At 45.9% G+C, this 16,052-nt stretch carries 15 protein-coding genes; 6 read left to right on the forward strand and 9 right to left on the reverse strand.

Annotated elements, in window-relative coordinates:
- On the reverse strand, positions 1-833 hold an 833-nt coding region (locus K0A89_09845), incomplete at its 3' end, for a hypothetical protein (protein ID MBW6518788.1).
- A 144-nt stretch (positions 834-977) separates the two neighbouring features.
- Entirely contained in the window at positions 978-2,342 is a 1,365-nt protein-coding gene (locus K0A89_09850; protein ID MBW6518789.1) for a PGF-pre-PGF domain-containing protein, read from the reverse strand.
- Positions 2,343-2,555: 213 nt separating this feature from the next.
- Between K0A89_09850 and K0A89_09855 the strand changes: the two genes are divergently transcribed.
- The 3 genes from K0A89_09855 (at position 2,556) to K0A89_09865 (ending at position 4,796) form a co-directional block, all read left to right on the forward strand.
- A complete protein-coding gene (locus K0A89_09855) occupies positions 2,556-2,822 on the forward strand; it encodes a hypothetical protein (GenBank protein ID MBW6518790.1) in 267 nt (88 codons plus the stop codon).
- 136 nt (positions 2,823-2,958) lie between these two features.
- Entirely contained in the window at positions 2,959-3,630 is a 672-nt protein-coding gene (locus K0A89_09860; protein MBW6518791.1) for an ABC transporter ATP-binding protein, read from the forward strand.
- Positions 3,627-4,796, forward strand: a complete 1,170-nt coding sequence (locus tag K0A89_09865; GenBank protein MBW6518792.1) for a hypothetical protein — start codon at positions 3,627-3,629, stop codon at positions 4,794-4,796. Before K0A89_09860 ends, K0A89_09865 begins: the two co-directional genes overlap by 4 nt.
- Positions 4,797-4,856: 60 nt before the next feature.
- Here K0A89_09865 and K0A89_09870 read toward each other — a convergent pair whose 3' ends face one another.
- Both K0A89_09870 and K0A89_09875 read right to left on the reverse strand, forming a co-directional pair.
- Positions 4,857-6,152 (reverse strand): phenylacetate--CoA ligase, encoded by a 1,296-nt coding sequence (locus tag K0A89_09870; protein ID MBW6518793.1) that lies wholly within the window; start codon positions 6,150-6,152, stop codon positions 4,857-4,859.
- A gap of 74 nt (positions 6,153-6,226) precedes the next feature.
- Positions 6,227-7,009 carry a sulfite exporter TauE/SafE family protein gene (locus K0A89_09875; protein ID MBW6518794.1) on the reverse strand — a complete coding sequence of 261 codons (783 nt, stop codon included), beginning with the start codon at positions 7,007-7,009 and terminating at the stop codon, positions 6,227-6,229.
- A gap of 21 nt (positions 7,010-7,030) precedes the next feature.
- On the opposite strand from K0A89_09875, the gene K0A89_09880 reads away from it, so the two are divergent.
- Positions 7,031-7,195, forward strand: coding sequence for a hypothetical protein (locus K0A89_09880; protein MBW6518795.1), 165 nt, complete (start codon positions 7,031-7,033; stop codon positions 7,193-7,195).
- Here the strand turns inward: K0A89_09880 and K0A89_09885 are convergent.
- Together K0A89_09885 and K0A89_09890 are read right to left on the reverse strand one after the other, a co-directional pair.
- Positions 7,147-8,418, reverse strand: coding sequence for a TIGR00375 family protein (locus K0A89_09885; protein ID MBW6518796.1), 1,272 nt, complete (start codon positions 8,416-8,418; stop codon positions 7,147-7,149). The genes K0A89_09880 and K0A89_09885 overlap by 49 nt on opposite strands.
- A 54-nt stretch (positions 8,419-8,472) precedes the next feature.
- Entirely contained in the window at positions 8,473-9,243 is a 771-nt protein-coding gene (locus K0A89_09890) for a sulfide-dependent adenosine diphosphate thiazole synthase (GenBank protein MBW6518797.1), read from the reverse strand.
- Positions 9,244-9,532: 289 nt separating this feature from the next.
- Here K0A89_09890 and K0A89_09895 point away from each other — a divergent pair, with 289 nt between their 5' ends.
- The gene (locus K0A89_09895; GenBank protein MBW6518798.1) at positions 9,533-9,793 is read left to right on the forward strand and encodes a glutaredoxin family protein; all 261 of its coding nucleotides are present in this window, start codon (positions 9,533-9,535) and stop codon (positions 9,791-9,793) included.
- Between the two features lie 23 nt (positions 9,794-9,816).
- The gene (gene nrdD / locus K0A89_09900; GenBank protein MBW6518799.1) at positions 9,817-12,168 is read left to right on the forward strand and encodes an anaerobic ribonucleoside-triphosphate reductase; all 2,352 of its coding nucleotides are present in this window, start codon (positions 9,817-9,819) and stop codon (positions 12,166-12,168) included.
- A gap of 360 nt (positions 12,169-12,528) precedes the next feature.
- Here the strand turns inward: nrdD and K0A89_09905 are convergent, their stop codons facing one another.
- The 3 genes from K0A89_09905 to K0A89_09915 form a co-directional block, all read right to left on the reverse strand.
- A complete protein-coding gene (locus tag K0A89_09905) occupies positions 12,529-13,413 on the reverse strand; it encodes a PGF-pre-PGF domain-containing protein (protein ID MBW6518800.1) in 885 nt (294 codons plus the stop codon).
- A gap of 766 nt (positions 13,414-14,179) precedes the next feature.
- Positions 14,180-15,205 (reverse strand): S-methyl-5-thioribose-1-phosphate isomerase, encoded by a 1,026-nt coding sequence (locus tag K0A89_09910; protein MBW6518801.1) that lies wholly within the window; start codon positions 15,203-15,205, stop codon positions 14,180-14,182.
- A gap of 18 nt (positions 15,206-15,223) precedes the next feature.
- Complete coding sequence (locus K0A89_09915) at positions 15,224-16,039, reverse strand: amidohydrolase family protein (protein ID MBW6518802.1); 816 nt, start codon at positions 16,037-16,039, stop codon at positions 15,224-15,226.
- Positions 16,040-16,052 lie beyond the last annotated feature (13 nt).

A 16,052-nucleotide genomic window follows, 5' to 3' on the forward strand; every position in this document is an offset into this window, starting at 1 on the left:
ACATTGTGTAATCCCTTTGTTACAAGAGTAGTATTGCTCACGCTTATTATTATATCATTTGCGGGATTGGTAGTAGTGTTTATCAAATAATCATCAATATACACATAAGTAGCGTTCACCCCGCTACTGTCATTGACCTTGAAACTGATCGTCACTCCTTCCCCCACCTCAATATAAGTATCGCTGTCGGTACTGGCAAACTCTGATATCGTAATATTATAAATATACGGACCAATGGTATCATTCGTTGAAACAGTTACCGTGCTGTTGCTGATTGTGGCCCTGCTGACTGAACTGGCATTGTAGTTATACGTCTTATTATCCAGGTCAACAATATCCTTAACCTTGGTAGCATTTCGCCATTTACCAGATATATTATAAGGACCCAGGGAAGTATTGCCAGGCACCCATACATCATAGGTCAGATACCCACTGGGAACACCTTTTGATTCCAAATTCCATAACGGGTAAATATCTGCAAAAGCCCATTCATATTCCCCGGTAATACTGTTATTTCCCTGATAACCCAGTTTGGCACTGACTTCATAATCATTAAGGTTCTTATCCAAAGAGGGGTCATGCCACTCGTCGATGATCGACCAGCTGTCAGGCAATTTTTCTGCAATGAAGACAAATTCCTGTCTGGCAGTTGAATTAATGGTATAATCAAGACGCACGGTGAAAACAGTACCGTTCTGGACATCAACAGTTGAGTTTCCATAAAAAGACCGGTTCACAATGAGGGCATCAGGTGCTGATGCTACCATGATCGAAGCACACATGAATAGCATCATAATAATAACCAGGGAATTTCGTCTGTGTGCTGGTAACATAGAACCTTCTCATGTTTTTTAATTCAGTTTTTCAATAATGTTCAGTATCAAGTTATCCAATCAGGGTATCGATATCATGATTGGAATACAATTTGGAAGTATTATTATGATTGAATCAAATGTTTATTAAATTTTGGATGATTTTTATATTTTTTTTGCCTTCATGAAGACCAGGACAATGACGCTACAGGTAATGAATGCCAACAATGCCAGCGTCAAATCAAAACCATTTAGCCGGCTATCTTTTTCAGGAAATGTTGGACTGTCTACAATAATCGCTGTTGGTTGTGTTGTAGGCACTGCCAGTTTCTTTTCGCTGCCTGTAACAACAAATGATGAAAAACCGGGTGTTTCTGCCCTGAAATAAACATATGTATAATCGTCACCTGTTTGCATCGTAGCCAACGGTTCCCATCCATCATCATATCTTGATAATCGAATCGAATCCTCTGCAATGTTTTTCTCTGATATCCATTCCTTTTCCACCCTGAACGAAATACTGGCATTGGCAATAGTACGCTCTGTAGCCCAACCTGCATTCCCCACCCAGATGTTAACATACCTGTATACATTACCGGTAGGAGACGAATCCACAAGCGACGACCTGCCATTTAATACCTCTACTACAGTATCAATATCCCCATAATTCATCCGTGACGTGAAATTGACATATGTTATTATGTTGTCCAGTTTCTCAAAATGGTGCGACACAGGCTTATCTACCCCTGAATATTTCCTGTCGATCTCCCTGACCAGGATATTCGCAGGGTCCTCTTCAGTACTTGAACTCACGCTTGAACCAGAACCCGATGAACTGGCAGTTGCCACCATCACATTTCCACCGGCTGCTATTCCCACCGATTCAGGATATCCGATTACATAATCGTTCGTTGCGATTATGCCGTTCACGTAATACGTTCCGGCAATAGCGGGCATGCCAATATCTGCTTTATAGATACCTGTTCCTACCCTGGTCGCGCTAACCTCTGCAATATTTGAACTCCCCTGGAACAATATTCCTTTAAGCTGGTCCAAAGGGTCAGCAGGGACACCGCCCTTGCTAGTGGTTATCGTCACGCTCAGAGTTTCACCGGGTTGAAGCCGGGTCTTATCAGGTGTTACCGTCATTGCGTATTCTGAAATCACTACCGGTTTTGCACCTTTATACTCTCCGCTGCTCAACACCACGATGCCATACGTTGACGGAACAGATTGACCGGGGATGGTTACTGTTCCTTTTCCCTTGGATAAAAGGGTATTCTGGACCCATACCTGATTCATATCCATGTCCACCAGTTGTACTTTCATACTGGTATATGAGGGGTCCAATTCTATAGAGGCCTGGATATCCTGACCGGTAAGATATGAGCCGACATTATCGATGTCACAAACATAACCATCATAGGAAACTGCAGCATCCGGTACATCCACATACCGGTCTAAAATAATTGTGGAATCAAGTACTACAGCACTGGATTGGGGGAATATTAAGAAAGATAGTAAAAGCAAACATGCGAATTTAACGTTTATGGCGTCCTCCCCCTACCAATAGTGGTTCCAATATATTATCCTTATATGTAAAATGTAACCTGAAATATTCAGATTATCTCTAAAACCTTATAACATACGATTGCGGAAAATGAAACAAGGAGCGGCATTATACTCATATTCATCGAACAATTTATCGCCCTGTTCCACAGGGATGACGCTGACAATATCTCTTTGGCCGAGAGCATTACTATCAGTGCGATGACTGCCAGTACACCATACTCGGGAAGTCCCATAGTTGTTGTCATGGATAGAGCACTGACCGCAGCAGAAGATGATACTGCTGCGCTTGTAGTAGAACTTGCCAGGGTGGATGAAACAGCTGCACTGGCTGTAACAGCTGAAACAGTTGTAGCTGATACAGTAGTGGCTGAAACGGTCGTTGATGAAATTACACTGGTAAGCATTTATTTATCACTCTGTGAAATTGAATTTCAGTAATTATATATATGTTTTTCAGCAATTAGATATCTGGATTTATTTATATTACTCTTCATTAATTAACTTATCCCAACAATACATATAAGTATTTCTCAATCCATACAAATTCCAATTATAATTATCATAAAAGTTTAGCATGAGCGTTATACAAGCCCGCAATGTCACAAAACAGTACAAGGTAGACGATATCATTATCAATGCCCTCTCAGACATAAACCTGGAGATCGAGGCAGGTGAGTTCGTCGCCATCAAGGGACCCAGCGGTTCAGGTAAATCCACACTATTGCATTTACTGGGCTGTGTGGACCGCCCGAGCAGTGGCGATATTTTCATCAACCACAAGAACACTTCAAACCTCTCAGCCGGAGAACTGGTCAGGCTCAGACTCATGCAGATAGGGTTCGTATTCCAGCAGTTCTACCTGCTTCCAGCACTTACTGCCTTTGAAAATGTAGAACTTCCCATGCGTGAAGCCTGGGTGCCCAAAAAAGAGCGCAAAAAGCGGACCCTTGACCTGTTAGATTTAATGGGACTGGCAGACCGTACCAGGCACATGCCTTCCCAGCTCAGCGGCGGGGAACAGCAAAGGGTGGCCATTGCCAGGGCACTTGCAAACAATCCCGCTATAATCGTGGCAGACGAACCTACAGGAGAACTTGACTCCACCAATGGCGAGCGCATCCTCCAAATATTCGAATCCATAAACCAAAAATCAGGACAGACTATTTTAGTAGTAAGCCATGATGAGTACGTAACATCCAGGGCACACAGGATAATCCATCTCAAAGACGGGAGAATCGTAGAGTGACATACCTGAAAATGGCATTACGAAATCTTTACCGCCGCCGTTCACGCACTGTTTTTACCATTGTTGCCATTGGCATGACAGTATCTATGATGGTCCTGCTCATATCTGTCAGCCTGGGATTGAAAGAATCCAGTGTACCCACCGGGTCTATTGACTTCTGGGTGGTGCCTGCAGATTCTGATATACTTGACCCGATAACCGGTTCTGGCCAGATAATGCTGGGTGATGTACACATGGGATTGGAAACCCTGCTCAATGACCCATCAGTGAAAGGTGCCAGCCCGGTAATGAACAGGATTGTATATGCCAGGTCGGGTGACAGTAACCAGGTAAACGTGGTCCTGGCAGTGGGTATTGTTCCGGGAGCCATTGATGTCATGCCAGCCTCGATTGACGGTTTTACGAAAGGAGACCCCTATTTCTATGATGGGGAATGGACTGCAGAAGCTGTGGTCAACAGGCAGATGGCCGACCTGCTGGGCATTGGTATCGGCGATGCGTTATACATAAACATGTCCTCAGACGCCCTGGCAGCTTCAAAACCTTTCAGGGTCATGAATATCGTAGACACCGTGGAATACTCCAATTACCCGGGTGCGGTATTACATCTTTCAGAACTCCAGAAGATCACCGGACACCTGGAAGATGACAGGGCAGACCAGATAGTGGTGGACGGACCCGATGCCGGACCGCTGCTCAGGTTAATGTACCCCCAATATCTTGTTCTGACTGGCACTGAATATGTAGGCCACAGGATTATCAGTGATAAACGCATCCTGCCTACCGCTGCCGCATCATCGCTTATTTCCTTTGTGCTGGGAGTGTTGTTCATAGGCACTACAATGGTAATGTCCATCAGCGAAAGGGAAGGGGACATGGCGGTAATGAGGGCCATCGGCATTTCAAGACTTTCCATACTCAAGGAAGTGTTCTATGAATCGCTGCTCATCTCAGCCGCGGGCGGTTTGGTAGGAGTGCTGTTTACCCTGACCGGAAAAGTCTTGTTAAATATTGCACTGTTACGATTGATCGGGCTCGATGTCAGTCCCGTTACCGAACTCCCACTGCTGGCCGGGGGATTTGCCGTAGCTGTTGGTGCGGGCATATTCACCGGGCTGCTGGCAGCCATGCTCATGAAACAACCGGACATATCCAGGGTATTCTGATGCTGGTGTCTGCCTGATTCTCTATACACAATCCAATATACCCAGTTCAATATGTACGCTTCAGTATTCCTTTCTCAGGTCAACTATCCGCTGAGCCTTGCCAGCAGTCCTGGGAATGGTCCCCCGTTCCACCAGTTCTACTACCGTCCTGAGATTGAGTACGGTTCTTAGCTTCTCTTCTACATTGCACCTGAGATTTTCAAGGTCCTTAAGCTCACCGGTGAAGGCCCGGTCAGTAAGTTCCACCCTGATATGCATCTCATCCAGTTTGTGACGCTTGCGGTCAATGACCACCTGGAACTGGTCGCCAACTTCGGAAATGTCCATGAGCACCCCCTCTATCTGGGACGGGAATACGTTAATACCGCGCACGATGAGCATATCATCAGCCCTTCCTACCACCTTATCAAGAATAGTATGGGTGCGTCCGCACGGGCATTCATCTTCCCTGATAATGGTAATGTCACCTGTCCGGTAGCGTATCAATGGCATGGCCTCCTTGGTGAGCGATGTCAGTACCAGTTCGCCCCGCTCGCCCGGGGCCACATTCTCTCCGTTCTTGTCCAGCACCTCGACCAGGAAATGGTCATCCCAGATATGCAGGCCGTCCTTCTCCTGGCATTCAAAAGCAACGCCCGGACCGAACATCTCGGACAGGCCGTAGGAATCATACGCATTGATTCCCAGTGCTTCTTCCAGTTCCCGTCTGGTATTCACAGACCAGGGTTCTGCACCAAAACATCCTGTCGTGAGGGACAATAGGTCCACCATATCATGTTCCCGGGCGGTCTCGGCGAGATACAGGGCATAGGAAGGCGTGCAGTGGAGGGCCGTGACACCGAAATCTATCATCATCTCAAGCTGGTGTCTGGTATTGCCCGTACCGCTGGGTACTGCAGTAGCACCGATCCGCTCAATACCGAAATGGATACCAAGACCCCCAGTGAACAGGCCATAATTGACTGCATTCTGGAACACATCACCGGGCCCGAGACCCACCATTGTGAAATTTCGTGCCATCAGGTCACTCCAGGTCACGATATCCCCAGCCGTATAACCCACCACGGTGGATTTCCCGCTGGTACCGCTGGATGCATGCAGCCGCACCACGTCCCGCATGGGTGTGGCGAAAAGGCCAAATGGGTAATTATCTCGCAGGTCGGTCTTTTTGGTGGTTGGAAGTCTGGCTACATCTTCCAGGCTGGTGATGTCTTGCGGCTTTACATTTCCAAATCCCTGCCGGTAAAAAGGAACGTGGTCATAAACATTCTTTACGACATTTTTCAGCCTTTTTAATTGCAGTGCCCTGATATCACTTCTCTGCATTTTTTCATACTTGGGCTGCCAGTATTTCATGGACGTTTTATCGTACCTGTTTAGTTAAAGTATTTTTCATTTCAGATGAAGGAATACCGTGACCGAACGTACATTCAGAGCAGTAACCTGGAAAATATAAGCAGGCTCACACATATCAACAGCACTGAAATATAGAGCTTCAGATGAGCAGCATTCATATCCTTTATGACCCTGGGTCCGATCTGCCCACCAATGACCACTGACGGGAGCACGAATACCAGGACACTGGACAAAATATTGGTGTTATCTGTCAATACACCCATGAATTCATGGTTCATCCTTGTCAGGGCGGCAACAACATTCACGATAAAAATGATGACGGTGGCCGAACCTATCACTTCAGATGGATGGCGGACCTTTTTGTGGTTCCACATGCCGGGGACTATCAACTTGCCCAGACCTGTAGCAATGAGTCCCTTCATGAACCCTGCCAAAAACCCGATACCCCAGAAAACTTTTTCATGCCTGATTTGTGCTTTCGGGGATGAGATGCAGGATTTGAGCATATGGCTCCCGTATATGATTATAAATGTACCAAAAATAAACACCAGAATTTCACCATTGACATAGGATGTCAGCAAGGCGCCGATAACAGCACCCGGTATTGTTGGAATAAGGTACTGCCGGACCAGGTACCAGTTCACAGTCCCCTGGTAAATGTTCCTTACTACTCCGCTTCCGAATCCGAATATCATAGTAATAAGTGCCAGCCAGAACGTGACACGGGGGTCCAGTTTTACACAGATAAGATATACCGGTATCCAGAAATTAGCACCTGAGATGCCTGCTGACATTGCAAGGGTGGCAATGACCAGACCCGCGGGGAAGAGATACCAGTACGTGAGGTCGATGTTCATAGGATATCTTTATTTTCTCTAATGACAGCTGTTGTCGATGCAATCAATGTTATCACTGTTATCACTGTTATCGGTGTTATCGGTGTTATCGATGCTAGTGGTGTTATCAGTATTATCAAAATAATCGATATTTTGATTCAGAATTCGGTCAGGGAACGCTGGGACTGGTCCGAAGCCCTGGTTTGATTTTTAATTTCACCTGATTCTTTGTCCTGGTCCAGGTCCGTTGTTACTGACGAGGTCAGGATTTCGTCATCCACTTCCACACTGCCATACTGACCGCCACCGCCCGGTATCACCCTGACCTTACCTTCGCGGAACATCCTGACAGCATGTATCACCGCCGGCTCCACTCCCTTTATACCATCAAGTTCAGCATCCAGAAGCACGGTAACCTCGCTGCCGAACCTGTCCACCAGGAGTTCCCATGCATCCCTGACCTTTTTGGCAGTAGTACTTTTGGTTCCCAGTGCCATCATAATGATCTCGGACAGCGGCACCAGGTGCAGGTAGGGCGGCCTGTGAGCAGGATGGACATGGCTGTCCGCGAGTTCTTCCACACGGTCACATACACCTTTCTTGATACGCCCGCCACAGGTGCAGCGCCAGTTCTTCCCTCTACTCTCTTCCAGGGTATAATGCCTGAAACAGCGGATACAGGCAGATTCATGGTATTTGCCTTCCTGGGGGAACAGTCCCGCGTTCATGACCGGACCCCGGCCATCCTGCCTGAGTATAGCCTTTTCAAGTTCACCGAAGGTGATATCTTCCATCCGGAACCTGGTGAATTCACGTGCCAGTTTATTAGGCCAGGGACTGTGGGCATCGCTGTTGGTCAGGAATGTCAGCCTGTGCAGTTCGCTGATGCGGTCGGCCAGGTCAGTGTCAGCACTCAGTCCCAGTTCCACGAAACTGATATATGGTGCCAGTTCCCCGTAGCAACTTTCAAGGCTGTCGTGGGAAGCATACATGGCGGTCCAGGGCGTGAATGCATGGGCCGGGCCTATCATTGCACCGGCTTCTCTGGCCAGTTCAGCGATCTCCACACCGCTGAGGTTTACGTTGGGCCGCCCGTCCGTGTCTATATTGACCGATGCTGGCTCCATTGCTTCGCGCAGTTCCTCTGCTTTTGATATATCGGGTATAATGAGCAGGTGATGCACCCTGTCAGTGTCCTCAAGTTCAGTTGTCAGTACGAATCGGGCATTGTCCATTCCATATATGCCGTCTGTTACTTCGGACATGGTCTTTATCTCGTCCAGCCACTTGCTGTGCAGGCAGTCCCCGGTGCCGACGAGCTGGATACCTTTCCTGACAGATTCCACTGCAAGTGTAGGAATATCCATGCGGTTCGAAGTGGCCATGCTATACTTAGAATGGATGTGGAGGTCTGCGTTTATAACTGACATAAGATTGAGATGGTAAAGAATCAAAAAACCATTTGGGTTTTTTATGGGAATTTCCTATTTGATCTCCAGCTTTGCCATTGCCAATCTTGCTGCTTTCTCGCCTGAGAGTAACATACCCCCGAACACGGGCCCCATCCTGGGTGCACCGGCTACGGCGTTGGCTGCCATTCCTGTGACGATAAGGCCGGGATAGACTTCCCTGGTATTGTCCATGATAGTGCGCTCACCCACGTCTGCCCACATGGGTTTTTCCCCAACTACGATCAATGCTCCGGGAATTTTCCTTGCTACGGTGCTGCACACATCTGCATCATGACCGGTACCGTCAATGACCACCTTTGCCCTGATGGTCATGGGATCAACGTGCAGTTTTTGCAGGCCCACTGCGGTCCAGTTAATGACCAGCCCGGTCACAGCATCACCTTCACGTATCATCACATCGTCCACACTTATCAGGTTAAATATCTTGGCACCAGCAGCTACTGCCTCGGCTCCCAGCCTGCATACACATTCAATTGAATCTGCCACATAGTAGCCAGGCCTGTATTCAGTGTAATGAACGCCAAAACTATCAAGAATGCGTTTCGCTTCTTCCTGGACGACTATTCTTGGCATCATCATCCCACCACCCCACATACCGCCACCAACTGCCAGCTTACGCTCGAACAGCACAGTCCTTACACCGGCATCTGCCAGGATCTTTGCAGCCACCAGGTTTGCAGGGCCACCGCCTACCAGTGCCACTTCGGTATCAGTACAGTCCAGGAAATCAGCAGTAAATGCTTCGATGATAGCTCTTGAGATTGTTATTTCGTCCAGTTCCATGATAGTTACCAGCAATTAAATTGGTATCTTCTGATAATCGGATATTGACTTATAATTATCCTAAAAAGGATGAGAAATGTGAAAAATCATAATATATTATCAAGTATATTATCAATAATGGTAACTAATTGGTATGCCATCCGAATACATAAATCGACGCATGAGCATGGCAATGACTGCAAATATTATCTGACATGGTAACAAATGCACAATAATGGTATTCAGATATAGTTAAAAAAATCATTATATCCTCAGACCATTAATGATTGATTTACCTTGGAGTGATCAAATGAAAAATGTAATTGTATATTCCACTAAAGTCTGTCCGAATTGTAAAATACTCAAGCAGATATTGAACGAGTCCAACATCTCATTTGATGAAGTTGACATGACCACCCCGGCAGCACTTACCGAACTGACAATGAATAACGTATTTACTATGTCTGCGCCTGTGCTGAAGATACACAATATGTTTTATACCACTGATGATATGATGGACAGTGATACACTGAACCGTAAGAAAGTGGAAGACATAATCGCAAATAGTTAGTTAACCATTTGGAGACAAGAAAAATGCAAAAATTACAAATGGAACAGGGAATTCCACAAGCTAAAGCGGTGGATGAAATAATGGTAGAACAAAACGAACATGAAAAGGAACAGGTACAGCAAACCCTGACAGGTGAAAAGATATCCACCCTGCCAAAAGTAAGGACCACTGACGGGCATCTGATGGAGTGGGACAGGAACACCATTGTAAAACAATTGATGAAAGAGACTGTTCTCAGTGAAATGTTCTATAACAAACCAGCTATCGACGAAGAAACGGCAAAGGGCATTGCCAGGGAGACCGAAAACAGGATCCGTAAGATGGGTGTGCAATTCCTGTCAGGTCCGCTTGTGAGGGAACTGGTCAACATAGTGTTGCTGGAACACGGATATACCGAATGGCGTAATATATCCACCAGAGTAGGTACACCCGTATATGACGCTTATAAGATAGATATAGGTACAGGATTCGAGGCAAAGGATAATGCCAACCTGCAGGAGAATGCTGAGACATCGCACAAGAAGAAGGCAGATAAGATATCAAAAGAACAATACCTGCTGCTACTGCCCCCTGCCCTGGCTGACAGCCACCTTAACGGTGATATCCACATACACGACCTTGAGTATCTTGGTACCAGGGCGTTCTGTCAGGACTGGGACCTGAGATATTTCTTCTATTACGGCCTGATGCCTGATGGTTCAGGAACCAAGGCCAGTGTGGCAGGTCCTGCTAAAAAGGCAGAAGTGGCAGTGCTGCATGCAGTAAAGGCGCTGGGCAGTGCCCAGACCAATTTTGCCGGCGGCCAGGGATTCTATAATTTCCTTACATTCATTGCACCTTTTTTCGAGGGGATGGCGTATGATGAAATTGAACAGCTGATGCAGATGTTCGTCTACGAGATGACCCAGATGATGGTCGCCAGGGGTGGCCAGCTGGTATTCTCTTCCGTACAGCTCTCGCCGGGGGTCCCAAAGCTCTGGCGTGACAAGCCTGTGGTCTATAAGGGGCGCGTGTGGAATGGAGAAATGGCGCCCCTCAGGACCTATGGAGAGTTCGAGCGTGAAGTACGCCTGGGTTTTGAGGCAATGATGAATGTGATGCTTCAGGGAGATTACTGGGGTAAGCCATTCAATTTCCCGAAACCCGAGATCAGTATTGAACCGGATTTTATGGAAGAGGATGAAGAGTTCAACCAGGCCCATCCTGAATTGTTGACCTATGATGAGCTGTACATGCTGTCATTCAAACTGGCTGCCAAGTATGGTTCACCTTATTTCGATAACCAGTTGCCCAAATACCGGGGAGCTGGTGAGGGTATCTCTTGTTACCAGTGTTGCGCTTATAATTTCTCAACCACGGCCGAGAAGGATAACACCTTTGAGGAAAAAATGTATTTCAAGGACGGAATGCACTTTTCCATGGGCGCGTGGCAGGTCGTCTCTCTTAACTGCCCCAGGGCTGCGTATGAGGCTGGTGGGGACGACCACCTCCTGTTTGAAAACCTGAAGAGACTTATGGACCAGGCAGTAGAACTGTTCGAGATAAAGCGATACTGGATGGACCATATTATTGAGAGTGGCAGGATGCCCTTTGCCACCCAGCGGCCCAAAGACCCCGTCACCGGCAAGAAGGGTTCTATTGCTGTGGGTTTGGAGGGACTGGTTTATACGATCGGTGTTGTTGGTATCAATGAGATGGTGCAGCACCATACCGGTTTCCAGATGCATGAAGACGAAAAAGCAAGGCAGCTGTCTATCCGGGCCATGTATGAAATGGAGTTCTATTCCAGGGAATTGTCTGAAAAATATGGTATTGAGATCGCACTGGCTCGGACTCCTGCAGAAACCACTTGCCAGCGCTTTGCAGTATCAGACATGCTGCACACTGAGTATAAGGAATTTGCCGAAGTTGTGATCAAAGGTGATCTGGAGGGCGCAAAATCCCGTCTTAACGAAACCCGCGACCTCCCTGTCTATTATACCAATGGGACTCATGTGCCCCCTGGTGCAAATGTTTCCCTGCCCGAGAGGATCGATATTGAACATGTCTTCTTCCCTATCGTGGATGGCGGAAATATTCTGCACATCTTTATGGGCGAGGGACATCCGGATCCCCAGGGCCTTAAGGAATTTGCCATGAACATTATAAAGAATACCCAGGTTGGCTATTTTGCTTTCACCAAGGATATGACGGTGTGCATGAATGATTTCCACGTAGCAGGTGGATTGCTGGAAGAGTGTCCCAACTGCGCTTCTGATAATGTGGAGCACCTGTCCAGGGTGACAGGGTATATACAGGCTGTTGATGGGTGGAATAATGGCAAGAAACAGGAGTTGAAGGATAGGCGCAAGTACGGTGCTTCAGATATGATGTAGGTTGCCTTTCGTGCAGGTCCAATAAGGGTGGGTGCACCAGGGATGAATGGAATGGGTATGCAATTTTTGAATTGTAATTGGATTACTCAGGTAGTTTAACCATTTACCCATCATCATTATAAGCATTATTATAAAAGTAATTATATATTTCCACTTGAAACAAAGGGGTTGTAACAATTAATCATCATAATTGTACAACAAAGCCAGACAGATTATACATGCTTGCTAATTCTTATAGTATAGATAATGACTGCATTCGCCATGCATCGGCAATACAAATTACCTGCAGAAACCATTACTCCCTACATGCACGTACATTTTGGACAGGCTGTTACAGTATGAGAATCGGCTGGAGAGAAATTATTTCCTGCGCATACATACAATGACCAGTGCGATCAGGCCTGCAGTCAAACTAAAAGCGGGCGATTCCTGCGCCTTTTCTGTTGTATTTTTAAGAACCGTATCATTTATTTCAGAACCACGTTCAGTAGCACGTTCACCACCAACATTTGATTTGGGTTCAGAATCCTTCACATTCCCGGATACAACAAAATTAGTAAAACCCAGTGTTTTTGCATTAAAATAATAGTATTCAGAATCCTCGTCCACCTGATCTGTTTCAAGAGATAACCAGACCCCATTGGTATAACGGTATAATCTTATTGTGGATGTGTCGATCTTATTTTGGGATATCCAGGATTTTTCAACCTTAAACTCAATAACAGGATCTTTAATATTGCCCGGAGTTGCCCAGCCAAGGTTTCCAACCCAGATATTCAGATGCTTATAGGCAATTTCAGGAGGCATTTGCTCGACCATGCTTGAAATGCCACGAAGGATCTCAATTTTTGCAGAAATCTGACCTGAACTTTTGACACCGGTGAAGTTGATGTGCCTGACAATATTGCCTGTGATGTCAAAGGTATAACTTACTTTTGAACCAGTATTCACATATTCCCTTTCAGTTTCCGAGACCAGTATGTTGTCAAAGGCCTCGCCGGAGTTCATTCCACCACCACCCCCGCTACTGCCGCCATTAACTGGTTTATTGACATCTACATTTCCATAATTATTGGGATTATCAATACTATCAGAATTGCCAAGTACAGATATGGTACCCTGCGATTTGAAGCTGTCCGTTAGAACATATGTAGTGGCTGTTGCAGCACTACTGACGGACAGTATTATGAATATAATTGTCATTAACGGAATAATACCTGTATTACCTTCAGTTGATTTTTTCATAATACCTGGTCCTTAAAGATAAAAATTATAATGAACACGCAAACCTTTCTTATTGGGCAATTTAAGTGTAATTTTATAATGTGATATATACAAAATAAAGCTATTATAAATATATAATTGTATCTATTATTAGAGACCATTACAATTCGTATTGGCTAATGTAGGAAGACCACATATGAATGTAGATGAACGTAGATTTTCAGGTAGCATACCCGCGTTTAATTGCGTTTATCCCCGGTTCGTTTAATAGTGCAAACATTGAATGTAACGATTATATATTTACAAAGTATGGTTCTTCACTCGATGGCATTTTTATTAATAAGACCGCGAATTTATTCATGATTATTATTATTATTGTTATTATTATTATTATCAATGTTAGCATGATGAGTATTATCATTATTAATATATTATAAGTTGTATAATTTCCAGTTGAAATTGGGGGGTTATCATAATTAATTGTGACACATGATTTTCATCCGATTCTATGATCAAAATTCAAAATGCGAATCGTATTCGTAGTGATGTGGAGATGGCGGCACTATACGACGTTGGTTCCTTGTTATAGAAACGAATATATTTACTACACTAATCCTACTTCTGATGGCTATAATTGAATCCTTCCTTGTGGTCAGGATTTACTTGAGTGCATAATCTTATGGATGATAGTAAATCAAAAATGGACCAGACTACGTTGAAGTAACAGAAACCATGAAGCATGAACTAAGGAAAGCATCAAAGGTCTTGAAGACCATCAATATTGATATCAATTCTTGTATTTCACTTCATCCAGCAAGAACGGGGGGCTGAAAACGCCGTTCTCGGTAATGATAGCTGTTATATTCCCCATGGGAGTAGCATCAAAAGCCGGATTGTACACCTTCACATCCAGAGGTGCTATCTGCTTGCCACCCATGAACCGCAGTTCATCGCTATCGCGCAGTTCTATCTCTACCTGGTCCTCCATGTTCTCAAAATCAAACGTGGATACAGGTGCAGCTACATAAAAGGGAATCTCATGTTCATTTGCCATAACGCTATGGGTATAGGTGCCAATCTTGTTGAACACCGCATCCTGTGTAATGCGGTCAGCACCGACAATAACACTGTCCACCATCCCCTCCCGCATCACGTGTCCACTCATGCTGTCGGTAATAAGGGTAACAGGGATCTTATCTTCCATAAGTTCCCAGGCTGTTATCCTGCCGCCCTGGTTCAATGGACGGGTCTCGCAGGCAATGACGTTTATTTCTTTTCCCATCCCGATGGCGCTGCGTATCACACCCAGAGCCGTCCCCCAGTCCACACATGCCATCCGGCCCGCATTACAGTGAGTGAGCACGGTATCACCGTCATTCAGGAGCGCAGCACCATGAGCTCCCAGGCGTTTGTTCAACTCAACATCCTCATCGGCTATGTCCTTAGCCTCCTGCAGTAGTATCCTGCGCATACCATCAGTATCATAGGCATCCCGGGCAGCATCCAGCACCCTGTCCACGCCCCATGCCAGGTTCACTGCAGTGGGCCTGGTGGATTTAATGACGTCGCCTACACTGCGCAGGTCATCAAGGAGTGTTTCCATAGATTCTGCGCTCCTTTGCATGGCTGCAAGCGCAATACCAAACCCTCCGGCTGCACCCAGTGCAGGTGCACCTCGCACGCGCAGTGACTGAATCGATTCACACAACGACCCGACATTATCACATTCTATCACCTTGAATTCTCCCGGTAACAGGGTCTGGTCGACCATAATTATGGTCGCATTCTCATCGTTCCAGTCAATGGTCCTCATGGTAACTCCTTATCAAAACTAACTGATTTCAAAATTAAATAATCGTGCTGCATTGGTACCCAGTATCATTTCCAACTGTTGTTCATCAAATCCAAGGTTTTTCATATTATTGACTTCCTGTCCCTGGTCCCTGAATGGATAATCGGTACCGAACATCACCTTATCAAAACCGTGGGCTTCTATCATCTCTTGCATGCGCTTCAACGTGATATGTTCATGGCCGGGCACGGGATATACATAAGCAGTGTCAAGATAGATATTCTTGCCAAGCAAATGACACTCCACATCATCCCAGCACCGGTGGCCGCCCAGGTGGGCGGCTATGATCTTCAATTCAGGGAAGGAATCCAGTACATTGGATAAACGAATAGGGGTAGTATGTACCTCTTTGACAGGTATGACCTCGTCGCCAGCATGGAACACCAGTACCATATCGTCACCCATTGACTCATATATTTGAAACATCCGTTCCTCGTCAGGAAGGAAATGCTGGAACTCGCTATGCAGTTTTATACCCTTAAGACCAATATCCCGCATACGCTGTACCTCGGCCTCAATGTCCGGATAATCCGGGTGCATGGCCCCAAGTCCTATGAAGCGTGAATCGGTACTTGCGACCTCTGCCACCCAGTTATTGATGCTCTCCACCTGCGCAGGTATGGTAGCTACCGAAAGTATGACCGAGGCATCAATGTTGCCAGCCTGCATGCTGGCACCTATACCGGATACGGTAGCTTCACCACAGGCATTGACACCATATTGCTGCTCAAGACCAGTGACTGCTTTTGAAGCGATCTTATCAGGAAATATGTGCGCATGAGAGTCTATTATCATATAGATGTTATGA

It is taken from the genome of ANME-2 cluster archaeon (assembly GCA_019429385.1).
In the GTDB taxonomy this organism is placed as follows: Archaea; Halobacteriota; Methanosarcinia; order Methanosarcinales; family Methanocomedenaceae; genus Methanocomedens_B.